General features: G+C 72.0%; 22 protein-coding genes. 8 read left to right on the top strand and 14 right to left on the bottom strand.

All coding sequences use genetic code 11. The features are described 5' to 3' along the window. The first annotated feature begins 34 nt into the window (after window positions 1–34). Window positions 35–670: a uracil phosphoribosyltransferase gene (gene upp / locus JOF37_RS12695; protein ID WP_210007150.1), complete on the top strand. Its 636-nt coding sequence runs from the start codon at window positions 35–37 to the stop codon at window positions 668–670. A 37-nt stretch (window positions 671–707) separates the two neighbouring features. On the opposite strand, the gene JOF37_RS12690 is transcribed toward upp, so the two are convergent. Continuing rightward, window positions 708–4,244, bottom strand: coding sequence for a TM0106 family RecB-like putative nuclease (locus tag JOF37_RS12690; RefSeq protein ID WP_210007149.1), 3,537 nt, complete (start codon window positions 4,242–4,244; stop codon window positions 708–710). A gap of 70 nt (window positions 4,245–4,314) precedes the next feature. On the opposite strand from JOF37_RS12690, the gene JOF37_RS12685 reads away from it, so the two are divergent. Next, window positions 4,315–6,384: an NAD(+) synthase gene (locus JOF37_RS12685; protein WP_210007148.1), complete on the top strand. Its 2,070-nt coding sequence runs from the start codon at window positions 4,315–4,317 to the stop codon at window positions 6,382–6,384. 10 nt (window positions 6,385–6,394) lie between these two features. Here the strand turns inward: JOF37_RS12685 and JOF37_RS12680 are convergent, their stop codons facing one another. Beyond that, window positions 6,395–6,976, bottom strand: a complete 582-nt coding sequence (locus tag JOF37_RS12680; RefSeq protein WP_210007147.1) for a hypothetical protein — start codon at window positions 6,974–6,976, stop codon at window positions 6,395–6,397. Between the two features lie 132 nt (window positions 6,977–7,108). On the opposite strand from JOF37_RS12680, the gene JOF37_RS15710 reads away from it, so the two are divergent. Continuing rightward, on the top strand, window positions 7,109–7,240 hold the full coding sequence (locus JOF37_RS15710; RefSeq protein ID WP_271175082.1) for a hypothetical protein: 132 nt from the start codon (window positions 7,109–7,111) through the stop codon (window positions 7,238–7,240). 3 nt (window positions 7,241–7,243) lie between these two features. Continuing rightward, window positions 7,244–7,804 carry a phosphorylase family protein gene (locus JOF37_RS12675; RefSeq protein ID WP_210007146.1) on the top strand — a complete coding sequence of 187 codons (561 nt, stop codon included), beginning with the start codon at window positions 7,244–7,246 and terminating at the stop codon, window positions 7,802–7,804. Here the strand turns inward: JOF37_RS12675 and JOF37_RS12670 are convergent. From JOF37_RS12670 to JOF37_RS12650, 5 genes are all read right to left on the bottom strand, one after another. Beyond that, window positions 7,792–7,974: a hypothetical protein gene (locus JOF37_RS12670; protein ID WP_210007145.1), complete on the bottom strand. Its 183-nt coding sequence runs from the start codon at window positions 7,972–7,974 to the stop codon at window positions 7,792–7,794. The genes JOF37_RS12675 and JOF37_RS12670 overlap by 13 nt on opposite strands. A 9-nt stretch (window positions 7,975–7,983) precedes the next feature. Continuing rightward, a complete protein-coding gene (locus tag JOF37_RS12665) occupies window positions 7,984–10,974 on the bottom strand; it encodes an AAA family ATPase (protein WP_210007144.1) in 2,991 nt (996 codons plus the stop codon). Further along, window positions 10,971–12,119 carry an exonuclease SbcCD subunit D gene (locus JOF37_RS12660; RefSeq protein ID WP_210007143.1) on the bottom strand — a complete coding sequence of 383 codons (1,149 nt, stop codon included), beginning with the start codon at window positions 12,117–12,119 and terminating at the stop codon, window positions 10,971–10,973. The genes JOF37_RS12665 and JOF37_RS12660 overlap by 4 nt, the downstream gene beginning before the upstream one ends. A 61-nt stretch (window positions 12,120–12,180) precedes the next feature. Further along, window positions 12,181–13,644, bottom strand: a complete 1,464-nt coding sequence (locus JOF37_RS12655; protein ID WP_210007142.1) for an MFS transporter — start codon at window positions 13,642–13,644, stop codon at window positions 12,181–12,183. A gap of 70 nt (window positions 13,645–13,714) precedes the next feature. Further along, window positions 13,715–14,638, bottom strand: coding sequence for a LysR family transcriptional regulator (locus JOF37_RS12650; RefSeq protein ID WP_210007141.1), 924 nt, complete (start codon window positions 14,636–14,638; stop codon window positions 13,715–13,717). Window positions 14,639–14,709: 71 nt separating this feature from the next. Here JOF37_RS12650 and JOF37_RS12645 point away from each other — a divergent pair, with 71 nt between their 5' ends. Next, window positions 14,710–15,657: a DMT family transporter gene (locus JOF37_RS12645; RefSeq protein ID WP_210007140.1), complete on the top strand. Its 948-nt coding sequence runs from the start codon at window positions 14,710–14,712 to the stop codon at window positions 15,655–15,657. Window positions 15,658–15,670: 13 nt separating this feature from the next. Here JOF37_RS12645 and JOF37_RS12640 read toward each other — a convergent pair whose 3' ends face one another. From JOF37_RS12640 to JOF37_RS12625, 4 genes are all read right to left on the bottom strand, one after another. Beyond that, window positions 15,671–15,985 (bottom strand): DUF2277 domain-containing protein, encoded by a 315-nt coding sequence (locus JOF37_RS12640; protein WP_210007139.1) that lies wholly within the window; start codon window positions 15,983–15,985, stop codon window positions 15,671–15,673. 43 nt (window positions 15,986–16,028) lie between these two features. After that, window positions 16,029–16,391, bottom strand: coding sequence for a hypothetical protein (locus tag JOF37_RS15600; RefSeq protein ID WP_245338164.1), 363 nt, complete (start codon window positions 16,389–16,391; stop codon window positions 16,029–16,031). Further along, entirely contained in the window at window positions 16,388–16,627 is a 240-nt protein-coding gene (locus tag JOF37_RS12630; RefSeq protein ID WP_210007138.1) for a hypothetical protein, read from the bottom strand. Before JOF37_RS12630 ends, JOF37_RS15600 begins: the two co-directional genes overlap by 4 nt. An 89-nt stretch (window positions 16,628–16,716) precedes the next feature. Then, window positions 16,717–17,007, bottom strand: coding sequence for a GNAT family N-acetyltransferase (locus tag JOF37_RS12625; protein WP_210007137.1), 291 nt, complete (start codon window positions 17,005–17,007; stop codon window positions 16,717–16,719). A gap of 448 nt (window positions 17,008–17,455) precedes the next feature. Here JOF37_RS12625 and JOF37_RS12620 point away from each other — a divergent pair, with 448 nt between their 5' ends. The 3 genes from JOF37_RS12620 to JOF37_RS12610 are packed head-to-tail and all read left to right on the top strand — an operon-like array spanning window position 17,456 to window position 19,445. Beyond that, on the top strand, window positions 17,456–18,157 hold the full coding sequence (locus tag JOF37_RS12620; protein WP_210007136.1) for a winged helix-turn-helix domain-containing protein: 702 nt from the start codon (window positions 17,456–17,458) through the stop codon (window positions 18,155–18,157). A gap of 46 nt (window positions 18,158–18,203) precedes the next feature. Beyond that, window positions 18,204–19,184 carry a DNA-3-methyladenine glycosylase family protein gene (locus JOF37_RS12615; protein ID WP_245338163.1) on the top strand — a complete coding sequence of 327 codons (981 nt, stop codon included), beginning with the start codon at window positions 18,204–18,206 and terminating at the stop codon, window positions 19,182–19,184. A gap of 42 nt (window positions 19,185–19,226) precedes the next feature. Further along, window positions 19,227–19,445, top strand: coding sequence for a hypothetical protein (locus JOF37_RS12610; RefSeq protein WP_210007135.1), 219 nt, complete (start codon window positions 19,227–19,229; stop codon window positions 19,443–19,445). A gap of 16 nt (window positions 19,446–19,461) precedes the next feature. Here JOF37_RS12610 and JOF37_RS12605 read toward each other — a convergent pair whose 3' ends face one another. Genes JOF37_RS12605 through JOF37_RS12595 form a run of 3 tightly spaced genes read right to left on the bottom strand, consistent with a single transcriptional unit; the run spans window position 19,462 to window position 22,197 of the window. Continuing rightward, entirely contained in the window at window positions 19,462–20,220 is a 759-nt protein-coding gene (locus JOF37_RS12605) for an iron ABC transporter ATP-binding protein (RefSeq protein WP_210007134.1), read from the bottom strand. Beyond that, window positions 20,217–21,233 (bottom strand): iron chelate uptake ABC transporter family permease subunit, encoded by a 1,017-nt coding sequence (locus tag JOF37_RS12600; RefSeq protein ID WP_210007133.1) that lies wholly within the window; start codon window positions 21,231–21,233, stop codon window positions 20,217–20,219. Before JOF37_RS12600 ends, JOF37_RS12605 begins: the two co-directional genes overlap by 4 nt. Beyond that, window positions 21,226–22,197 carry an ABC transporter permease gene (locus JOF37_RS12595; RefSeq protein WP_210007132.1) on the bottom strand — a complete coding sequence of 324 codons (972 nt, stop codon included), beginning with the start codon at window positions 22,195–22,197 and terminating at the stop codon, window positions 21,226–21,228. The genes JOF37_RS12600 and JOF37_RS12595 overlap by 8 nt, the downstream gene beginning before the upstream one ends. Between the last annotated feature and the right edge of the window lie 32 nt (window positions 22,198–22,229).

The following is a 22,229-nucleotide window of genomic DNA, read 5'->3' as shown; positions in this document are numbered from 1 at the left end:
GAGGCACCGCGGACGGGCCGCGTAGGATCATCACATGCGTGTTCACGTCGCCGACCACCCCCTGATCACCCACAAGCTGTCGGTGCTGCGCGACAAGAACACCCCGTCGCCGGTGTTCCGCCAGCTCACCGAGGAGCTCGTCACCCTGCTGGCCTACGAGGCCACGCGCAACGTGCGCACCGAGCAGGTCGAGATCGAGACGCCCGTCACCACGACGACCGGTCTGGCGATCGCACGCCCGCGGCCGCTCGTGGTCCCGATCCTGCGCGCCGGACTCGGCATGCTCGAGGGCATGACCAAGCTGCTCCCGACCGCCGAGGTGGGGTTCCTCGGCATGGCGCGCAACGAGGTCACGTTCGAGCCGACGACGTACGCCGAGCGGCTGCCCGAAGACCTCAGCGACCGCCAGTGCTTCGTGCTCGACCCGATGCTGGCGACCGGCGGTTCGCTCGGCGCCGCGATCGACTTCATCTTCCAGCGGGGAGCGCAGGACGTCACCGCGATCTGCATCCTCGGCGCGCCCGAGGGCCTCGCGGCGATTGAGAAGCAGGTCGGCGACCGCGACGTGACGCTCGTGCTCGGGTCGCTCGACGAGCGCCTCGACGAACGTGGTTACATCGTGCCCGGCCTCGGCGACGCCGGCGACCGCCTGTACGGCACCGTCGACTGATCGCTCGCCGCGGATGCACCGGCGCCGAGCCGGTGCCTCAGGCGACCCCCACGAGCCGGGCGAACGCGCTCAGCCGCGCGACGCCGTCGGGGGTGCGCGGCAGATCGTCCAGGATGCCGGTGCCGTAGACCACGTACGCGGTGTGCTGCGCGCGTGAGACGGCGACGTTGAGGCGGTTCTGCAGCAGCAGGAACTCCAGCCCGCGCGGCGCATCGCGACCCGACGATGCCGCGAGCGACACGATCGCGACGGCGGCCTCTTGACCCTGGAACCGGTCGACGGTGCCCACCGGCACCTCGGGGTATCCGGCGGCGACGAGTGCCTCTTCGACCAGCACCTGCTGCGCGTTGTACGGCGTGACGACGATGATGTCGCGCTGCTCGAGCGGACGTGATGCGGCGTCGGGATCGGGCGTCCAGGTGCGGCCGACGAGGTCGCGGACCAGCCCCACGACGACCTCTGCCTCTTCGGGTGACGCGGTGGCGTTGCGGCGGTGTCCGAGCGGGAGCGCGATGACCCCCGCCGGGACGCCGTCGAGCGTGCGCCCGGCGGTCTCGGGGTGAGCCGCGAGCCTGCCGTCGTACGAGAGCACCGACACCGGCTCGGCGACCTCGGGGCGCATCCGGCGCGTGCGTGCGAGGAAGAAGCCACGGTCCTCGGGGATGACGTGTGCGCCGTCCATGATCCACCCGAGGGCCGAGGTGTCGACCGGCTCGGGATGCGTGCCCTGGCTCACCTGCGGCAGCTGCTGCGGGTCGCCCAGCAGCAGCAGGCGGGGTGCGGCCACCGAAACGGCGATCGTCGACGCCAGCGAGAACTGACCGGCCTCGTCGATCACCAGAAGATCGAGGCTGCCGCGGGGGATGCGCCCGGCGTGGGTGAGATCCCAGGCGGTGCCGCCGATGACATATCCCGCGGGCTGCGCCCCGGTGAAGTCGGCCACGCCGTTCTTGGGGATGACGGTGAACGCCTCGTCGCCGCGCGGCTGGCCCTTGACGGCCTTGGCGATCTGGGACCGCGGGACGCCGGCTGCGGCGACCCGGTCGAGCATGTTCTCGACGACCGCGTGCGACTGCGCCACGACGCCGACGCGATAGCCGCGTTCGAGCACGAGCCGCGCGACGACGTGCGAGCCGACGTAGGTCTTGCCGGTGCCCGGAGGGCCCTGCACCGCGAGATAGCTGCGGTCGAGGTCGAGGATGGTGCGCGTGATGTCCGACACGTCGTCACCGCTGCCGCGGACCAGCGCTCCCCCGTGCGTCCGGGGCGGCCGGCGTAGGAGCAGGTCGGTCGCCGGATCGGCGGGCAGCTCGGGTGCCGCGGCGATGACCGTGTCGGCCCACGCGTCGATGGCCGCCTGCTGACTGCCGGCGGGCGGAGGCGCGACGGGGGTCAGCGCGATCGGGAGCTCCGACCAGGTGAATCCCCCGGCCGCGAGCTCCTCGACGATCGCGCCGTCGTCGAGGACCTCGACCACCCGTACCCGCCGATCGGCGTGGATGAACCGCGGACGCGGCTCGGTCGGGAAGGGCGCTGGCGTCTCGTACAGCGCGAAGGGGGACGAATCGACCGAGAGCCGCGTTCCGGGAGCGACCTCGCCGCGCAGTTCGAGCAGGCGTCGGTCGCTGCGGGCCCCCTCGGGGCGGTTCCAGTCCTCCACGACCCGACTGCGGTCGGCCGCGACGGCGATGACGTCACGCGTGTCCTCCCACATCGACAGCGGCTCGCGCAGGCGTAGGAAGTGCGTGGCCCAGAACGACTTGCCCTCGCGCGGGTAGTAGTCGATGGCGGCGGCCCCCAGCCGCAGCGCCACCGCGGCGTGAGCGTCGTCGCCGGCGGGATCCTCGTCGGCACGCGTTTCGGCGAGCCGCCCGAGGGTCGTCGCGCGGGGCGAGGGCTCGTAGGAGCGTTCCTCCGGCTCGACGTCGGCCGACGGGCGCAGCTGCGCCTCACGTGCCCGGTCGACGAGCCAGTCGCGCAGCCGCAGGGTCGAGACGCAGTCGTACCGGTTGTAGTCGGCGAGGTCGGCGAGGATCTCGGCCGCGGCGTCCTGCTCGCCCGCGTCGGCCAGCGCACGGGCCTCGACGTAGCGCACGATCGAGTCGTCGCCCTTCTGCACGTCGCTCGTGCGCACCCGCTCGCCCATGTAGAGCGGTTCGAGCTTCTTGATCGAGTACGACCGCGATCCCACGCGGAGCGCCCGGCGCACGATCGGGTAGAGATCGACGAAGACGCCGTCTCGCAGCAGGCGGTCGACCTCGGCCTCGCCCACCCCGTAGCGAGCGGCCATCGCCAGCAGATGCGTCGGCTCGTAGGGCGCGTAGTGGTAGATGTGCATGCCGGGGTGCGTGGCGCGCTGGGCGGCGACCACCTGCAGGAACGTCTCGAACGCGCGCTTCTCTTCGTCGAAGGTGTGGGCCCACAGCGCGGAGTACTGCTCGTCGAGATCGACCCACCCGAACAGGTAGTCGATGCCCCACTGCCGCGATGCGCCCTCGGTGTAGAGCGGATCGCCCTCGAAGTCGAAGAACATGTCGCCGCGGTCCGGACGCGGCAGCGCGCCGAGCGCCTTCGGGAAGACGACCTCGAAGGTCGGCACCGGCGGCTGCGCGGCCCCCTCGGATGCCGCGGCCTCGGGCCCGGCGCCCTGGACGGTCTCGTTCGAGACACCGCCGGCGGGACTCGAGATCTGCAGGCTCGCCTGCGTCCGCAGTCCCGCGAAGGTGTCCCACGACATGCGGGGCGGCGCGTCGCGCGCCGCCGCGAGCGCGTCGACCGTCGCGATGCCGGCCGCGCGCAGGCGTTCGCGCTGGATGGGCCGCATCCCGGCCACCAGCAGCAGGTCGCGGGATGCCACCACCTCGAGGTCGCAGGTCGCGCACCGACCGCACGCGACGACGCGGAGCTCACCCCGGTCATCGCCCCAGGCCAGCGGTTGCCCTGCGGCGCCCGCCGTGACGTCCCGGTCGGCGATGAGTGCCCGCAGCCGCTCCCGGCGCAGCGCGAAGACCGGCGCGATGTCCGCCCGCGCATGGCGCGAGACCGTGCCGTCGCCGAGGAGCAGCTCGACCTCGTCGGCGACCGCGACGCCTTCGCGGTCGAGCTGGACAGCGTAGGCCTCGAGCTGCATGAGCGCCGTCACGCGGGCGTGGCGGGCGAGCTTGGTGTCTTGCACGATCCACCGGTCGTCGGCGTCGCGGACGAGGAAGTCGGCGAACCCGACGAAGTCCGTGTCGGCGAAGGCCGCCTGGTACACCACACGGGCGTCGGAGGAGAGCGCGGCGCGGGTCTGGTCGACGGCCGCCGCGAGCCCGGCGGCATCCGACGACCGCGTCTCGGGAATGACCGCGACGGCACCCGGGAGGTCACGCTGATAGGCGGCGAGGACCCGCCGTTCGTGCTGGTCGCCGAGACGACCGGCGCGCTCGAGGGTGAGGTCGACGGGGTCGTCGACGGCGGCCACCCGCCCCAGCTTCGCGTCGATCGCCCGCAGCCAGGCGAACTCGCACTCGGCAGCCGCTTTCAGGTCGCTCGCGCTCCAGACGATCCGGCCTTCGTCCTCGATGTATCGCATGATCCCCTTCCGTTCAATGACCCTAACCGCGGGGTGCGACACCGCCCGCGCCGGTGCCAGACTGGGCCGGGTGAACACGTCGCTCCCCTTCGCCAGCGCCTACGCCCACGGATTCGCCCGCATCGCCGCGTGCACCGTCCCCGTGGCGATCGCCGATCCCGCGACCAACGCCGAGGCCGTGCTGGCCGAAGCGCGCGCGTGCGACGCCGAGTCTGTCGCGGTCGCACTGTTCCCCGAGCTGTGCCTGACCGGCTACGCCATCGAGGACCTCGTGCTGCAGGACGCCCTGCTGGATGCCGTCGAGGCGGCGATCGAGCGCATCGTCGCGGCATCCGTCGATCTCATGCCCGTGCTGGTCGTGGGGGCGCCGCTGCGCCACCGCAGCCGGCTGTACAACTGCGCCGTCGTCATCCACCGCGGCGAGATCCTCGGCGTCGCGCCCAAGGCGCACCTGCCGACGTACCGGGAGTTCTACGAGCGGCGCTGGTACGCGGCCGGCGAGGAGTGGGACGGCGAGAGCATCCGCATCGGGGCGCTCGAGAGCGTCTTCGGCACCAACCTGCTCTTCGACGTGCGCGACGTGCCCGGACTCGTGCTCCACGCCGAGGTCTGCGAGGACATGTGGGTCCCGGTCCCGCCCTCGTCGCGGGCCGCCCTCGCGGGAGCCACCGTCCTCTTGAACCTCTCGGGCTCGCCCATCACGATCGGTCGCGCCGACGACCGCCGTGCTCTCGTGCAGTCGCAGTCGTTGCGCTGCCTCGCCGTCTACGCCTATGCCGCCGCCGGCCTCGGGGAGTCCACGAACGACGTGTCGTGGGACGGCCAGACCATGATCTACGAGGGCGGATCGCTGCTGGCGGAGACCGAGCGCTTCCCCGACGGCCCGCGCCGGAGCGTCGCCGACGTCGATCTCGACCGCGTGCGCCAGGACCGCTACCGGCAGGGGACCTTCGACGACAACCGTCGCACCACCGGAACCGACTTCCTCACGATCGAGACGTTCCTCAACCCGCCGGCGGAGGACATCGGCCTGCGCCGCGTGCTCGACCGCTTCCCCTTCGTGCCCGACGACCCCGCCCGGCTCGACCAGGACTGCTACGAGGCGTTCAACATCCAGGTGTCGGGCCTCGAGCAGCGCATGCGCGCGATCGGCGGTCCGCGTCCCGTCATCGGGGTGTCGGGCGGGCTGGACTCGACGCACGCACTGCTCGTCGTGGCCCGCGCCATGGATCGGATGGGGCGCCCGCGCAGCGACATCCTCGCCTACACGATGCCCGGGTTCGCCACGAGCGACCACACCAAGTCGAACGCGGTGGCCCTGGCCGAAGCGATCGGCGCGACGATCGAGACGATCGACATCCGTCCGGCCGCGAACGAGCTGCTGCGCGGCATCGGTCACCCGTACGCCTCCGGCGAGCCGGTGTACGACGTCACGTTCGAGAACGTCCAGGCGGGCGTGCGGACCGACTTCCTGTTCCGGCTCGCGAACCGCCTGAACGGCATCGTCATCGGCACCTCCGACCTGTCGGAGCTCGCTCTGGGGTGGGCGACGTACGGCGTCGGCGACCACATGAGCCACTACGCCGTGAACGTGGGGGTGCCCAAGACGCTCATGCAGCACCTCATCCGCTGGGTCATCGCGCACCGTGAGGGGACGGGCACCAATCTGACCGACGAGGCGGTGGCGGTGCTGCAGTCCGTGCTCGACACCGAGATCAGCCCCGAGCTCGTCCCCGCGGGCGAGGACGGCAAGGTGCAGTCGACTGAATCGACGATCGGCCCCTACGCGCTGCATGACTTCGCCCTGCACCACGTGCTGCGGTACGGATTCCGTCCGTCGAAGATCGCCTTCCTGGCCCAGCACGCCTGGTCGGACGCGGATGCCGGTGACTGGCCCGTCGGCTTCCCCCGCGACAGCCGCTACGCCTACGACCTGCCCGAGATCGCCCACTGGCTGCAGGTGTTCCTGAAGCGGTTCTTCGGGTTCGCGCAGTTCAAGCGCAGCGCGCTGCCCAACGGCCCCAAGGTCGCGGCCGCGGGGTCCCTCTCGCCGCGCGGCGACTGGCGGGCGCCCTCGGACGGCAACGCGGAGACGTGGCTCGCCGACCTGCGGGCAGCGCTTCCCGACCTCGTCGACTGACCCGGCGCGCTCAGGCGCCGGGCAGCGTGCCGTAGGCGAGCGTGATCAGCCAGCCGTCGCGCGAGATGTCCACGAGCGTGTACTTCATGTTGCGATCGGGGATCCACCCGCGATGACGACCGGCGTCGAGCCGCACCTGTTCGGGGGCGACGCGCACACCCCGACCGTCGGCCTCGAGCACGGCCTGGACGTGCACCCAGTGGTCGATCAGATCGAGCGTGTTCCCGGTCGAGAACAGCCGGGAGTGCTTGCGCATCCGCACCAGGTCCGCCGGCTCCGGGTTGCTGTCGCGGATGTCGATCCCGATCGGCAGCCCGGGATCGCTCACGGCCACAACGGTCGCGGCCCGGTAGCTGGCGGTGGTGATCGCCAGCGGCACATCGACTCCCTTGCGCGAGGCGATGAGGCGCGTGTGATAGCCGAACCCTCGCGGCGCCTCGCGCTCGACCAGCACCTCTTTCTCCTCGCATCCGAGGTGGGCGGCGACGAGTTCGCGGGCGATCATCCGGCGTCGGTGGTGCACCGTGATCGCCGGGTCCCAGCCGAGCCGCGCCGTGATACCCGCCGGGGTGTCGAGAAGTACTGTCTGCATGCTGCCAGCTCCCGCCTGTCGATGGTCTGACCTCGCTCGGGAGTCTACCCAGCGCCGGTCGGCCCCCGGCCCTCCCCTCCCGGGCTTAACCGACCGGCCGCAGGGCGCCTTCCGCTCGCCTAGGCTGGCCGAATGAGCTTCGACAACGGCGACGACAAGCGCCCGACCTCGGCCCGCATCGCCATCTGGTTGGTGGTCGGCGGCATCGGCGCCTACCTGCTGATCTCGGGCATCCTCGGGATCCTCGCGCGCGGCGGGGCCTGACCCGTGCGGCGTCTCCTCGTCGTCGCCCACCGCGACGAGCTCGTCGGGTTCCCCGCTGAGATCGCCGGCTTCGACATCCTGCTGACCGGTCCCGGCAAGCTCCTCGCCGCGTACGAGCTGACGCGCGCGCTCGACCGCACGGCCTACGACGAGGTCGTCGTGGTCGGCACGGCGGGCGCCGTGGCGGGCGCGGTCGGACCGGGCATCTACGAGGTGGGTGCCGCCGTGCAACACGACGTCTTCGACCTCGCCGGTGTGCGCGGCCGTCACCTCTCGATGCCGGAGCGGGTCGAGACCGGCACGGACGGGGTCACGATCGCGACCGGCGATGTGTTCGTCGACGATGCCGAGGCCGTCGCCCTCATCCAGTCCCTGGGTGCGCAGCTGGTCGACATGGAGACCTTCGTCTACATCTGGGTCGCGCAGCGATTCGGCATCCCGATCCGCGTCCTCAAGGCCGTGTCGGACGACGCGCAGGACGGCGCGACGACGGGATGGGATGACGCGGTCGCGGCGTGCAGCGCCGCCCTCTATGCCCGGATCCGTGAGGACTACGGAGTCTGACCGCCGCGCCGGGTGAACACGCGGCGCAGCAGCAGGAAGACCACCAGCGCGACGACGGCGACGAGGCCGAGCTTGACCGCGAACACCGCGAGGCGCAGCACGACGTCGACGACCACCCAGGCGATGAAAATCGCGGCGATCACTCCGACGACGGTCCAGAAAGTCCTCACGAGCCCATCCTAGGCGTCGGCGCCGTGCGCGTCCTGGCGGATGATGCTCGGCCCCTCGCGCGTGGCCTCGACGACGATCTGCGCGGCGAGCTGCTCCTTCATGCCCTCGACGTGGCTGATGACGCCGACGGTGCGCCCGCCCGAGCGCAGTTCGTCGAGGGTCCGCATCGCGAGCTCGAGGGTCTCGGGATCGAGGGACCCGAAGCCCTCGTCGACGAAGAGGGTGTCGAGCCGGATGCCGCCGGCGCGGCTGGTGACCACTTCGGCCAGCCCCAGCGCGAGCGCGAGCGACGCGAGGAACGTCTCGCCCCCCGACAGCGACTGCGGCGAGCGGAGCCGGCCGGTGTGCGCGTCGAGCACCTCGAGCGACAGGCCCGATGCCGCTCCGCGCGCCTGCAGGGCGTCGCTGTGGTGCAGGGTGTACCGCCCGGATGACATGTCGCGCAGCCGCAGGTTGGCCGCCGCGACGATCTCTTCGAGCTCGGCGGCGAGCACGAACGTCTCGAGGTCCATCTTGCGGGTGTTCGGGGCCCGACCGGCCACGGTGTCGGCGAGCCGGGTCACCGTCGCGGCTTCTTCGGCCTGCTCGGCGACGGCGGCGAACGCCGCGTCGATACGGTCGAGCAGATCGCCCAGTCGGTCGGCCGCGTTGACGGCGTCGCGGTGTGCGGCGATCGCCGCCGCGCGCGCGGTGTCGGCGCGGAGAACCTCGGCCGCGGACGCGTCGAGGTCGGGCCGCTCGTCGCCGACGCCGGCCGCCGCGAGCTCGAGCTCGAGCAGCCGCGCACGCGTTGCTGCGAGGTCGGCCTCGTACTGCGACCGACGCTTCTCGAGCGCGGCAAGCTCGGCGGCGGGCAGCAGCGCCCCCCGCACCTCGTCCACGTCTGCGAAGTCGGATGCCGCGACCCGCGCGTCGAGGTCGGTGCGGGTCTCGGCCGCCCCGCGCTCGTGCTCGGCGACCACGGCGCGCGCATCGCGCACCGTGACGGCGAGCGACCGACGCGACGTGGCGGCCGCGAGGCGCTCGTCGACGCTGGCGTAACCGCCGCGCGCCGCGACGAGATCCTCCTCGAGGCGGGTGACCGTCGCGGTGACCACCGCGGCCTGCTCGCGCGCGTCTGCCAGCGCTTCGAGCAGCCGTTCGCGCTCGGTGTTCACCGCGGCGTCGAGCTCGTCGAGAGCCGACCGGCGTTCGGCGAGCTCGCCGGCGCGACGCGCGGCCCGGTGTGCCGTCGTGAGGGCCGCGTCAGCATCCTCGAGCAGGGCGGCGACGTCGTCGGCCGAACGGCCGCCGGCTCGGGCGACGGCCGCCGCGTGGTCGAGGCGCAGGCGTCGCGCACGGTCGCCGGCCTCGCGCGCGGACTGCAGCGCGGCATCGCGGTCGGCCTCGGCGGCGGCGAGGTCGTCATCGCTGACGGGATCGTCCGCGGCGGGCGCGGGGTGCGGATGCTCGGTACCTCCGCACACGGGGCATGGCTCTCCCGCCACGAGGCCGCTCGCCAGCTCTCCGGCCCGCCCTGCGAAGCGCCGCCGCAGCAGGTCGGTCACTGTCGCCGCGGCCCGTTCAGCTCGTTCGCTGACCTCGACGTAGCGGGCCTCGGCGGCGGTGGCCTCGTCATCGAGCACGGCGGCGTCGCGAGCGGCCGCGCTCTGCGCCCGCAGCTCGTCGCGACGCAGTCGCAGGTCGTCGACGCGAGCCCCCTGCGCCGACGTCGTCGCGAGCTCCTCGTCGATGCGCTCGCGCTCGGCGGGCACCTGAGCCAGCTGTTCGTCGAGGGCCGATGACTCGGCGGCGAGGCGGCTGGTCGTCTCGTCGAGGGCCGCGGCGCGGGCGGAGGCCTGACTCAGGTCATGCTCGCGCTCAGCGGCATCCGAGCAACGCGCGATCTCGCCCGTGAGGTCGTCGATGACCGAGGCGAGGTCGTCTGCGCCGTCGCCGCCCGCCTCGACCCATCCGGCGTCGGCGTCGGCGGCGGCTAGCCGGGCCGCGGCGAGAGCCTCGGCGGCGCGCTCGGCCGCCTCGAGCGTCGCCCGCAGCGCCTCGGCAGCGCGAGCGCGCTCCACCCGACGTATGAGCTCGGTGATCTGAGGCGCCTCGTCGTCGAGCCGGGCGAGACGGGCCCGGGCCGCGGTGAGGTCATCGAGGGTCCGAGCCCGCTCGACCAGTTCGGCGTGGGCGGCCACGGCGCGCGCGTGGGCGGCATCGGCCTGCTGGCGCAGCTCGGCGGTCTGCTCGACGCGATAGTCCGCCCGCTGCCGTGCGCGCCCGACGGCCTCACGGCGCGCGGCGAGGTCGAGTGATGCCGGCGCACCGTCGGCGCGCTCGGCGTCGTCGCTCGCGGCGGCCTCGGCGAGATCGAGCAGCGTGCGCGTCTGATCGCCGGCGGCCTCGAGCTCGCGCTGGGCGGCACGACGACGCTGCTCGAGGTCGTCCTTGTACTGCTCGAATCTGCGCGTGCCGAAGAGGGTGCGCAGCAGCTGCTGACGCTCGTCGTTCTTGGCCAGCAGGAATCGCGAGAACTTGTTCTGGGCGAGCAGGATGACCTGCTGAAACTGCTGCGCGTTCAGCCCCAGCACCTCGTCGAGCAGCAGCGCCACCTCGCGGGGCTTCGCGGCACGACCGATCCACGCGTCGCCGACGAGCTCGTCCAGCTCGGCCCGCGCCGGTTCCGTCGTCAGCTTGTCGCCGCGCTTGGCCGGACGTTCGTAGTCGGGGGCGCGCGTGACGCGCCAGCGTCGATCGCCGACGGTGAATTCGAGCCGGACCTCGGTGGGGTCGCCGAGGAAGCAGTGATCGCTGCGGAGCCGACGTTCGCCGTTGTCGTAGCGCGGCACCGACCCATAGAGGGCGAAGCTGACGCCGTCGAGGATGCTGGACTTGCCCGCGCCGGTGCGCCCCGAGATCAGAAAGACGCCGTCGCGCTCGAACGCGTCGAAGTCGACGGTCTGCCGGTCGCGGAAGGGGCCGAAGCCGGTGAGTTCGAGTCGGTGCAGTTTCACGCGAGCGCCTCGACGCGCACCCGCTCGTCGAGCACCTCGCCGAGCAGCTCGCGCTCACGGTCGTCGGCGCCCGCTCCGTCGCGGACGTGGACGAGGAACGCCTCGACGAGCTCGGCGTCGCTGCGGGCGGCGCGCACCCGCTCGACGTAGGTGCGCGTATCGCGCTCCGCCGTCTCGGCGGGCAGGTGCACGACTTTTGCGCAGAAGGGGAAGCGGGCCTGCAGCCGACGCATCGGATCTCGCTCGGGCAGAGCGTCGGTGTACTCGACGCACACCCAGGCGTCCTCGTGCTCGGCATGACGCGCGTCGTCGAGGATCTCGGCCAGCGGCGCACGCAGCGTGACGACGCGACGGGGCACCGGCAGCTCGAGCCATTCGGCACCCGCGAAGCCGTCGGCATCGAGTTCGACGAGCCACGAGCCGCGCGGCTTGTCGCCTTCGCCGAAGCTGTAGTGCAGCGGCGCGCCGGCGTACCGAACGTGCGGTGCGAGCTGCTGGCGTCCGTGGATGTGCCCGAGCGCCATGTAGTCGACCCCCGCGAAGGTCTGCAGCGGAACGACGTCGAGGCCGCCCTGCTGAATGTCGCGCTCGAGGTGCGGCGTCGGTTCGACGCCCGCGGCGAAGCAGTGCGCCACCGCGACGGACCGCCCGCCGCGTCGGGCGAGGTCGTCGCGGACGAGGCCCATCGCCCGGTCGAGGACGGCGGCCTGGGAGCGCGCCTCGGGCCAGAGGTGGCGCAACAGCGCCGGCTCGAGATACGGGATGCCGTAGAAGTGCACCGGGCCCGCGGCATCCGGGATCGTGATGGGCGTGCCCACGGCGGCCGGGTCGGTCAGGACGTGGATGCCGTCGCGCAGCAATCCGGCCTGGAAGCCCAGGCGCGCCGCCGAATCGTGGTTGCCGCTCGTGACGATGACCTGCGCACCGGCGTCGGCGATGCCGCGCAGGGTGTCGGTCAACAGCGCGTAGCACCCGGCCGCCGGGGCGGCCGAGTCGAACACGTCGCCCGCGACGATCACGACGTCGACGTCGTACCGGCGCACCTGGTCGGTGAGCGCCTCGAGCACGCCGCGCAGCGCGTCGAGCGTGGAGTGACCGTGGAAGGTCCGCCCGATGTGCCAGTCGGAGGTGTGCAGGATCCGCATACGAACGAGGGTAGGAGAGGGCTCCGACATCGCTCGCGCGCCCCGCGGGGAAGGCCGAGAGTCAGGCTCTGCGGGCGCGCCGACGACGCGATGCGAGGTCGACGACCCCGAGCACGAGGGCGATGGAGAGGAACAGCCCGACCGACATCATCCCGAACGCGTAGGCGTCGTGGTACACCTCCAGCGTCGCCGCGCCGCTCCCCTCTTCTCGGTACACCGTCGAGTAGAACAGCGACAGCGCCACGGCCGTGCCGACGGCGGTCCCGATGCGCTGCACGAGCTGGCCCACCGAGCCGGCCAGTCCGCCCTGCTTCACCGGGATCTCCGCCAGCGTGAGCGTCTGGTTCGGCGAGATCACGAGCCCGCCGCCGAAGCCTCCGACCGTCAGCACCGCGGCCATCGCGAGCTCGACGATGCCCGGCGGCACGAAGAAGGCGACGAGCGCGAGTGCCACGACAGCCGTCAGCATGATCGCCAGCCCCCACACCACGAGGGGTCGTCCGACACGGGTCACGATACGACCGCCGACGTACGACGCCGCGGCGCTGGCCACCGCGAAGCCGATCGACACCATCCCGGCGAAGACGGGCGCGAGGCCGACACCCAGCTGCAGGAACAGCGTCGTCAGCAGGAACATCGCCGGCAGCGCCATGAAGTAGACCGCTTGGATGAGCGTGCCGTTGCGGTAGGACGAGATCGAGAACAGGCTGAGCGGGACGAGCGGGTGCTTTCCGGATGCCGCGTACCGCCGCTCCCACCACACGAACGCGGCCGCGAAGACGCCGAACGCGACCAGCAGCCACCACCGCTGCGGGTTGTCGTCGGGAGACCCCGTCGTCATGAGGAACGGCGCCATGAGCGCCACCACGACCACGCCGAACAGCAGCAGCCCGACCGGGTCGAGCTGCAGCGGCGCGGGCCGGGACTCGCGGGTCTTCGGCAGCAGCCAGATGACGCCCGCGAGCACCGCGATCGTGAGCGGGACGTTCATCCAGAAGATGTAGCGCCACCCGTCGTCCGCCCCGCCGAGAGCGATCATGAGCCCGCCGAGCGTCGGCCCGAAGGCGGTCGAGATGCCGATCGTCGCGCCGAACAGGCCGAAGGCGCGACCGCGTTCGGCACCCTGGAACATCTCCTGCGCGAGACCGATGACCTGGGGCATCTGGATGCCGGCCGCGACGCCCTGCACGAGACGGGCTGCCAGCAGCGTCGAGGTGTCGGGGGCGAGGGCGCACACGATGCTCGTGATCGCGAACAGCGTCAGCCCGATCAGGAACAGCGCTCGTCGGGATCGCTGATCGCCGATGCGTCCGGCCGGCACGAGAGTGAGGCCGAAGGTCAGGACGTAGCCCGACACGATCAGCTGCAGCTCCGTCGAGCCGGCCCCGAACGCCTGCTCGATCGACGGGAGCGCGACGTTGACCTTCGTCAGGTCGAGGATCGTCAGCGCTGCCACGGCCACGCAGACCCAGAAGGCCCGCCACCGCTGGTGCGCCGACAGCGGGATGCTTGCCGTGTCGCTCATCGATGACAGGCTATGCCCGTCGGAGCAGGCGAGGATCGGGCTTGCGCTCGGACGATGCGACGCTCCCGAGTCATGGCGCCGACGCCGCGCTCGCGCGCCCCATCGCGTCGGCGGAGACCTTCCGGAGCGCGGCGAGCACCGTCCGGACACCGGCGCGAGCGAGCGCGTCCGGACGGACGAGGACGTCGACGTGGCGGGCGAACGGCGAACCGGCTATGGGGCGCAGGACCATCCCGTCCACGGCGAGGGGCGCGGCGGTCGTGCGCGGCATCACGGCCAGGGCAGCGCCGGCGCGAACGACCTGAGCGGCGACGGAGAACTCGTTGATGCGGTGCTCGATGCGGGGGCTCTGACCGATCAGTGCGCCGAGGTGGGCGAGCACGCCCGTGAGCGGGAAGCCCTCGTGCGTCGAGATCCAGCGTTCATCGCGCAGCTGCTCGGGCCGGATGTCCGGGGCGGCCGCGAGCCGGTGGCCAGCCGGCAGGGCGATGTCGAGCGGCTCGACGACGAGCGGCGTGACCGTCAATCGCCGCGTCGGCCATTCCGGATCGTGAGCGAGCCGATGGGCGATGACGAGATCGTGGTCGGCGGTGAGGCCGGCGAACTCGTCCTGCGCGACGTCGGCATCCGCGAGCGAGACCCGCACCTGCGGGGGCAGCTCGGCGAGGAGCGGCGCGAAGAAGGCGAGCCCGGCGCTGTGGAAGGCCGAGACGCGTACCGGCCGCTCGTCCTGGCCGAGGTACGCGGCGACGGCGTCCTGCGCTTCGGCGAGCGCCTGCTCCACGCGCGTCGCCGCAGCCGCGAGCGCCTCCCCCGCCTCGGTGAGCACGAGCCGGCGCCCGTGCTTCGCGGTCAGCGGGACCGCGACCGCCGTTTGCAGCGCGGCCAGCTGCTGCGACACGGCCGACGCGCTCACGTGCATCGCGGCGGCCACGGCCGCGACGCTGCCCCGGTCGCCGAGCTCGCGCAGGAGTCGCAGGCGAGCCGGATCCATAAGCCGTCCTTAATCCTCGATCAAGAAAGTGCCCGTTGCTCTTCCGCATCGGCTCTCCGAACACTAGCTTCATGCCCCTTCGCCCGCGACCCGACCGCATCGTCGACGTCCTCCTGCTCGGCGTCGCCGCGGTCTGGGGCGCGAGCTTCCTCGCCGCGAAGGACCTCGCCGAGCAGACGGGGGTCCCGACGGCCGTCGCCCTCCGCTTCCTCGTCGCCGCGGTCGCCACGGCTGTCGTCTGCCTCGCCCGCCGGGAGCGCCTTCCCCGTGGGCGCGGCCTGATCATCGCCGTCGCGCTGGGCTGCTCGCAGGCCGCCGTCATCGGCCTCGAGACCTGGGGCGTCCACCTCACGTCGGCGACGAATGCCGGACTGCTCATCAGCCTGGCGCTGGTCCTGACGCCCGTCCTGGAGGGCCTCGCGGCGCGCTCGTGGCTGCCCCGGTCCTACTTCGTCGCCGCGGTCGCCGCCGTCGTCGGCGTCGCGCTGCTCGTCTCCGAGGGCGGCCTGCGCACCCCGGCTGCGGGCGACGGCCTCGTCATCGCCGCGGCCGTCGTCCGGGCGCTGCACGTGACGGCGAGCGCCCGGCTCACGCGCCACCGCACCGAGGGCACGCTCGGTGTGGTGCTGGTTCAGATGGCGGTCTGCGCGGCCGTGTTCACCACCGCCGCGGGACCCGACCTGCCCGTGGGCATCGCCGCGCTCGATCTCGCCGGCTGGGCGAACGTGCTCTTCCTCGGGCTCTTCTGCTCGGTCTTCGCCTTCGTCGTGCAGTTGTGGGCGGTGCGGCGCACCTCGGCGTCACGGGCGAGCATCCTGATGGGCACCGAGCCGGTGTGGGCGCTGCTCATCGGCGTCGTCATCGCCGGCGAAGCGATCGGGGCGCTCGGGATCTGCGGCGCGGTCCTCATCGTGGCCGCGAGCTACGCCGGTCAAGCCATCGAGCGACGTCATCGCCTGCGGGCGGCCGCCGCCGAGCGGACCGCCGGGGCGAGGCCGCACGTGGCGTCCGCCGCCTGAGCGTCCTCCCCGGTCAGGAGGCCGTTCTCGCCGCCCGCTTCTCCTCCTGGAAGCGGCGGATCGCCTCATACCGGTCGGCCGAGCGGGCCTGGCGCTTCGCGGCTTCGTCCTCGCGACGTTTGGGCGGTGCCGTCGTCACGAGCGCATCGACCAGCACACGGGTGGCCGCCGCGATCTCGGCGACAGCGGTCGCGAAGGCTTCCTCGTTGGCTCGTGAGGGTTTCGTCGTCCCCGCGATCTTGCGCACGAACTGCAGCGCCGCGTCGCGGCACTCGTCGTCGGTCGCGGCCGGGTCGAGATTGTTCAGCGGCACGATGTTGCGGCACATGCCAGCACCCTAGGTGCGCGCCGCGCCCGGCAACAGCCCCGCGTCAGGCGCCGGAAGCGAGGTCGTCGACGATCCGCGCGACCTCGGCGTCATCCAGGTGCAGACCCACCTGCTCGAGCCGCTGCCGCACGCCCTTCTCGACGACCGACGGGCTCTGCCCCGTGAGGTCGGCGCGGAACTGCGCCTTCAAGCCGTCGAGCCGCTCGGCGTCGTCGGTGGTGTGCATCGCGAGCGCCGGACCGTCCTGCACACCCGGCGCCGACACCGGCGTGTTCTCCTTCGGCGGCGTCACATCCCCGTCGGTGCCCGCCGACGTCGAGCGCGTACCGCCGCGGCCGGTCTCGGGCGCGTCCTGCGTCGCGGAGTCCGAGACGCTCGTGTCGATCTCGTCGGCTTCGCCGCTCATCGCTCGTCCTCCGCCTGCTCGTCGGTCACCAGATCCGGATCGAGACCCTGCTGGATCTCCGCGCTCTCGACGAAGCCGTTGGGCGCGTCGCCGTCGGGAGCGGGCGCGGCATCCGCGGGGGTGTCGGCGGTGCGCACGGCGTCGTCCTCGGCCTCGCTCGCGGCGAGGGACGTCCGGTCGGCGCCATCGGGATCGACGACGCCCTCGGGTAGATCGCGGTTCATCTCAGTCTCCATCGGTCGGAAGATCAGTCTCGGGCCGGCGTCGACCGAGCCGCACGGTCTTGACGCGCGCGAGGCGATGTGTCATCCGATCCCGGCCACGGTCACCGACGCTCGAGGATGCCGGCACGGTCGGGGTTCGCCTCGAACCAGTCCGCGACGTACCAGCACACCGGGCTGACGGTGCGGTCACCCGCGGCCTCGAGCTCGGCCACCGCCCGCGCGACGACCTCGCCCGCGTAGCCGTGACCGCGGAACGTGGGGATCGTGTACGCACGCGTCAGCGCCACCGTGCGCCCGTCGTCGCGGTAGTCGAGGACGCTGACGAGATCATCGCCGCGGCGCAGGGCGTAGCGGGAGGCATCCTTCTCGTTGGTGAAGGTCAGATCGCTCATGCGCCCACGCTACGCCGCGCGTCCGGCGGGCAAGGTCGCCCGGCCCTCATCTCGAAGCGATCACGCAGGCGCCCGCTCCGTCACTTTTCGTCATCCGAGGACGCCGCCGCACGGCGTGTTTTGACACACGCGGACACGCATCGTCATAATCGACCCCATGACTGACTTTGCACGCACTCTGTCCGCCCGGGAGGCGAACGGAACCGCTGACATCATGATGATGTCGCAGCGTGTTGTCATGTGTTGCCGAATGTGCCGCTGACAGGTGTACCCCGCCTGATCCTCCGCCGCTTCTGAACGCGGCCGCGGATCCCCGAACTCCGGCGCATCGGCCCACAACGCCGCATCCGGATGCTCGATCACCGGCCCCCGCTGGGCCGCACGCAACGCACATCCGAACCCGTCCACGGCCTCTCGCCCGGGTTCACGTTCCGAGGACGAACCTCTCATGTCGAACACCGCTCTTCTGACCTCCGTCGCCCCCGCCCGTCACCTCCGCGCCGTCGACCCTGCGCCGGCCTCCGCCCCCGCCGCAGCACCGGTCGGCTCCACCGCGCCCCGCGGCTTCGCCCTGTACGTCGGCATCGACGAGGCCAAGGCCGCCGCCGACGGCGTCTCGCTGTCGACGCTCGTCGAGGCACTGCGCCGGACCCTCGGCGAGCTCGCACCGCACGCCGAGACGTACGCGACCGTCGCGCTCGCGCCGACGGGAGCAGGCGGACGCGACGTCGACGTCGTCCGCCTGGCGCTGCACGAGCCCAGCGCCGTCGCCCGCACCAAGCAGGACGAGCCCGCCGACGACCACGTGCCCGGCGGCGTGACGGTCGACATCTCACGCAAGCGCGTCTTCATCGACGGCGAGTCCGCGGCGTTCACCTTCAAGGAGTTCGAGCTGCTGCAGTACCTCGTGCTGCGCGAGGGCCGCACGATCGAGCGTTCCGAGCTCGTCGAGTCGCTGTGGAACAACGGCGGCGACGAAGAGGCCCCCGGCGAGCGCACGATCGACGTTCACGTCCGCCGGCTGCGGGCCAAGCTCGGCCGCTACGAGGACATCGTCCGCACCGTTCGCGGCGTGGGCTACCGCTTCGATCGCCACGCCGACGTCGTCATCCGCTACGGTCACGGCACGCCCTCCCCCGATCGCTTCTGACGCCGGCGGCCGCGGGATGTCGGTGGTTCCGACGTAGGGTGTCGGCATGAGTGCGGTGACGACGGGACGGATGCCGCGCCGTCGCGCCACCCCACCGCGCGACCCGCGTCCGGCCGCGGAGCGCCCGCTCGAGACCGAGTACCGCCCCGCCGTCCCGATCGACGCTCTGCGTGCGGTCCGTCACCAGCGGCACGGTGCGCACGACCCGACCATGACGATCGCCGGCGACGTGCTGTGGCGCGTGAGCCGCACACCCGCGGGCATCGCGACCCTCGCGCTGCGCATCGGGCGCACGCGCATCCGCGCCGCCGCGTGGGGTCCCGGCGCTGCGTGGGCGCTCGATCAGCTTCCCCGCCTCTGCGGTGCGGACGACGAACCGGAGGGCTTCGACGGGGCGCGGCATCCGCTCATCGCCGACATCCACGATCGTCACCCCGACCTGCGCCTGGGCGCGACCGATCTCGTGTTCGACGATCTGGCCAGCGCGATCTTCGAGCAGAAGGTCACCGGGCTGCAGGCCTTCGGCGCGTGGCGGGCGATCGTCACCTGGCACGGCGAGCGGGCTCCGGGGCCGACGCCGCAGCCGATGTTCGCTCCCCCGGCCGACTGGCACCTGATTCCCAGCTGGGCCTGGCATCGCGCCGGGCTCGAACCGCCCCAGTCGCGCACGGTCGTCGCCTCGGCCCGCCGACGCGCCTCGATCGAGCGAGCCGTCGTCGCCGCCGCGGACGGCGAGGAGCGGGAGCGCATCCTGACGTCCTTGCCCGGCGTCGGACCGTGGACGTCGGCCGAGACGCGCATCCGGGCGTTCGGCGATCCCGACGCGGTGAGCGTGGGCGACTACCACCTGTGTCACACCGTGGGCTACGCCCTGACGGGACGACGGGTCGACGACGACGGCATGCTCGAACTGCTCGAGCCCTGGCGCGGGCACCGGCAGCGCGTCATCCGGCTCATCTACGCCGGCGGCGTCTTCGAGCCCCGGCGCGGCCCTCGGCTGCATCCCGAAGACCATCGCGACCGGTGATCGAGGCTCACCACGACGGCCGTTCGGCCTAGGCTGGCCGTCATGGCGACACGCGGTTGGCAGCGAGGGCACACCTACTGGGCACTGGGCGCGGCGCTGGTGTTCGCGCTCGGCATCCTGTTCGGGCTCGTGATGAACAACGTCTGGCTCGGCGTGGTCCTCGCCGCCGCCATCTCGGTCGGGTGGCTCATCGCGTACGAGTCGCGGCGCGGCCGCAACGAAGGCGTATACGACCGCGACGACGACGGGGCTCAGCTCTGACGCGTCGCCGCGGTGATCAGCGGAAGTAGACCGCGAGCGGGTAGGCGCCGTCGTCGCGGATCTCGATCGGCGTCTGGAACACCGGCTCGAGCACTTCGGGCCGCATGATCTCGGCGGGTGTGCCGGCGCACGCGACCGCGCCGCCGGTGAGCGCGACGATGCGATCGGCGTACGCCGCGGCGAAGTTGATGTCGTGGATGACGACGACCACGGTCTTCCCCAGCTCGTCGGCCGCCCGCCGCAGCTGGCGCATCATCGCCACGGCGTGCTTCATGTCGAGGTTGTTGAGCGGCTCGTCGAGCAGGATGCACTCGGTGTCCTGTGCGAGGACCATCGCGACGTAGGCGCGCTGGCGCTGGCCGCCCGAGAGCTGATCGAGGTAGCGGTGCGCGAGGTCGTCGAGGTCGAGGAAGCGCAGCGCCTCATCGACGTGACGCCGGTCGAGGGCGTTGAGGCGCCCGCCCGAGTGCGGGAACCGTCCGAATCCGACGAGGTCGCGCACCGTGAGCCGGGTGACGAAGTGATTCTCCTGGCGCAGGATCGAGACGACCCGCGCGAGGTCGCGGCTCGGCGTGCGCGCGACGTCGAGGCCGCCGACGGTGACCGTGCCGGTGGTCGGCTCGGTCAGGCGGCCGACGATCGTCAGCAGCGTCGACTTGCCCGCGCCGTTCGGACCGACGAGTGCCGTGACGCCGCCCGCGGGGATGTGCAGGTCGACCGGCCCGAGGACGCGCAGTCCGCCGTAGGTCTTCGTGACGTCGGTGAGGGTGATCACAGCGAGCCCTTTCGCAACAGGTAGACGATGAAGAACAGGCCCCCGGCGAACTCGATGATCACCGTCAGCATCCCGGCCGCGTAGAACACGTGGCGCATCACGAAGGAGCCGGCGAGCAGGGTCGCCATGCCCAGCAGCACCGCGAAGGGCAGGATGACGGCATGGCGCGATGAGCCCGCGAGCTGGTAGGCCAGCGTCGCGACGATGAAGCCGAGGAAGGTCAGCGGCCCGACGAGCGTGGTCGAGACCGAGATGAGCACCGCGACGAGGACGAGGAGCACCGTGACCTCGCGCTTGTATGCCAGACCGAGGTTGATCGCCGTCTCGCGACCGAGCGTCAGCACGTCGAGCCGGCGTCGACGCCGCCAGACGATCGCGAGGACGATGCCGACGATCCCGGCAGCCCACGGCAGGTATTCGGGGTTCGAGTTGCTCAGATTTCCGAACAGCCGCGCCGAGAGCAGATCGAAGTCGCTCGGGGTCAGCAGGCGCTGCATGACGCTCGAGAGCGAGCCGAAGCCCACCCCGAGCACGATGCCGATCAGCAGCATGATGTGGAGGTTGCCGCGCTTGCCGGCGAAGAGCCAGCCGTACAGCAGCGTCGCGAAACCGACCATGAGGGCGCTCTGCAAGGCGACCTTCGCCAGACCGTCGGTCGCCGAGAGGGCCGCTCCCCCGAAGAAGAACACCAGCGCCGTCTGCATCACGACGTAGAGGGCGTCGAATCCCATGATCGAGGGGGTGAGGATGCGGTTGCCGGTCGCGGTGTGGAACAGCACGGTCGCCACGGCCTGGCAGCACGCGACGATCGCAACAGTGGCGACGGTCGTCAGGCGCAGCTCGACCGCGAGCCAGTACCCCCGCTGCGCGGGATCGAGCGGGATGCTCCACGTGAGCAGCAGCACCGCGGCCGCCGCGACGACGACGCCCAGGACGACGAACCGCAGCCACACCCGCGGCGGTCGGGCGGCGTCCGCGGCCGGTGCGCGGACGACGGTGACGACGTCAGCCATGCGCTCGCTGCCGCAGGAGCAGGGTGATGAACACGGCGGCGCCGAGGACGCCCAGGATCATCGAGACGGGAACCTCGAACGGCATCCGGATGACGCGACCGACGATGTCGCACGCGACGATGATGGCCACGCCGCCGAGACACACCCACGGCAGGTTGGCGCGCAGATTGTCACCCCGCCACATCGAGATCAGGTTCGGGACGATGAGGCCGAGGAACGGCAGGAAGCCGACGACGACGGTGGTGACGCCGGTCGCGACGGCCACCAGCGCGGTGCCGAGCAGCAGCACGCGGTCGTAGTCGACGCCGAGCGTCGTCGCGACGTCCTGCCCCAGGCTCGCGGCGGTCAGGCGATTGGCGAACAGCGCGACGAGGACGACGACGACACCCACGATCCACAGCACTTCGTAGCGGCCGCGTACGACCGAGGTGAAGCTGCCCAGGAACCACGTGCCGAGCATCTGCAACGCGTTCGTGCTGACCGCGAGGTACGTCGTGAACGAGGACACGACGGCGCCGAGCATGATGCCGATGAGGGGCACGATGAGCGACGAACGCAGTCGGATGCGGCGGAGGATCGCCAGGAACACCAGTGTGCCCGCGAAGGCGGCGACGCTCGCGAAGGTCATGCGAACGATGAGCGGCGACTCGGGCATGAGCAGCACCGCGACGAGCAGCCCGAGGGCGGCCCATTCCGTCGTGCCCGTGGTCGTGGGCTCGACGAAACGGTTCTGGGTGAGCAGCTGCATCACGAGCCCCGAGACGGCCATCGCGCAGCCGGCCAGCACGAGGGCGACGGTGCGGGGCACGCGGGTGATCCAGAGCATCTCGGCGCCGAGGTCGCCGGCGCGCAGGTCGTAGACGCCGACGAAGAGCGAGCACACGACGAGAGCGACGACGGCGAGCGCCGCGGCCGGAAGCGCGAGGCGCTGCCGAAGGCGGGAAGGAGCGGTGAGGGTCGTCATGACGCGGCGCGGTGCCCCGGCGCTAGCGGCCG

This window comes from Microbacterium imperiale (assembly GCF_017876655.1).
GTDB lineage: Bacteria > Actinomycetota > Actinomycetes > Actinomycetales > Microbacteriaceae > Microbacterium > Microbacterium imperiale.
This window is presented reverse-complemented; position numbering and strand designations above follow the sequence as displayed.

What these genes read in the sequence shown, in the direction of transcription:
- upp (WP_210007150.1), top strand. Translation starts at nt 35, where the DNA reads ATGCGTGTTCACGTCGCCGACCACCCCCTGATCACCCACAAGCTGTCG.
- JOF37_RS12690 (WP_210007149.1), bottom strand. Translation starts at nt 4,244, where the DNA reads ATGCGATACATCGAGGACGAAGGCCGGATCGTCTGGAGCGCGAGCGAC.
- JOF37_RS12680 (WP_210007147.1), bottom strand. Translation starts at nt 6,976, where the DNA reads ATGCAGACAGTACTTCTCGACACCCCGGCGGGTATCACGGCGCGGCTC.
- JOF37_RS15710 (WP_271175082.1), top strand. Translation starts at nt 7,109, where the DNA reads ATGAGCTTCGACAACGGCGACGACAAGCGCCCGACCTCGGCCCGCATC.
- JOF37_RS12660 (WP_210007143.1), bottom strand. Translation starts at nt 12,119, where the DNA reads ATGCGGATCCTGCACACCTCCGACTGGCACATCGGGCGGACCTTCCAC.
- JOF37_RS12655 (WP_210007142.1), bottom strand. Translation starts at nt 13,644, where the DNA reads ATGAGCGACACGGCAAGCATCCCGCTGTCGGCGCACCAGCGGTGGCGG.
- JOF37_RS12650 (WP_210007141.1), bottom strand. Translation starts at nt 14,638, where the DNA reads ATGGATCCGGCTCGCCTGCGACTCCTGCGCGAGCTCGGCGACCGGGGC.
- JOF37_RS12645 (WP_210007140.1), top strand. Translation starts at nt 14,710, where the DNA reads ATGCCCCTTCGCCCGCGACCCGACCGCATCGTCGACGTCCTCCTGCTC.
- JOF37_RS12640 (WP_210007139.1), bottom strand. Translation starts at nt 15,985, where the DNA reads ATGTGCCGCAACATCGTGCCGCTGAACAATCTCGACCCGGCCGCGACC.
- JOF37_RS15600 (WP_245338164.1), bottom strand. Translation starts at nt 16,391, where the DNA reads ATGAGCGGCGAAGCCGACGAGATCGACACGAGCGTCTCGGACTCCGCG.
- JOF37_RS12630 (WP_210007138.1), bottom strand. Translation starts at nt 16,627, where the DNA reads ATGGAGACTGAGATGAACCGCGATCTACCCGAGGGCGTCGTCGATCCC.
- JOF37_RS12625 (WP_210007137.1), bottom strand. Translation starts at nt 17,007, where the DNA reads ATGAGCGATCTGACCTTCACCAACGAGAAGGATGCCTCCCGCTACGCC.
- JOF37_RS12620 (WP_210007136.1), top strand. Translation starts at nt 17,456, where the DNA reads ATGTCGAACACCGCTCTTCTGACCTCCGTCGCCCCCGCCCGTCACCTC.
- JOF37_RS12615 (WP_245338163.1), top strand. Translation starts at nt 18,204, where the DNA reads ATGAGTGCGGTGACGACGGGACGGATGCCGCGCCGTCGCGCCACCCCA.
- JOF37_RS12610 (WP_210007135.1), top strand. Translation starts at nt 19,227, where the DNA reads ATGGCGACACGCGGTTGGCAGCGAGGGCACACCTACTGGGCACTGGGC.
- JOF37_RS12600 (WP_210007133.1), bottom strand. Translation starts at nt 21,233, where the DNA reads ATGGCTGACGTCGTCACCGTCGTCCGCGCACCGGCCGCGGACGCCGCC.
- JOF37_RS12595 (WP_210007132.1), bottom strand. Translation starts at nt 22,197, where the DNA reads ATGACGACCCTCACCGCTCCTTCCCGCCTTCGGCAGCGCCTCGCGCTT.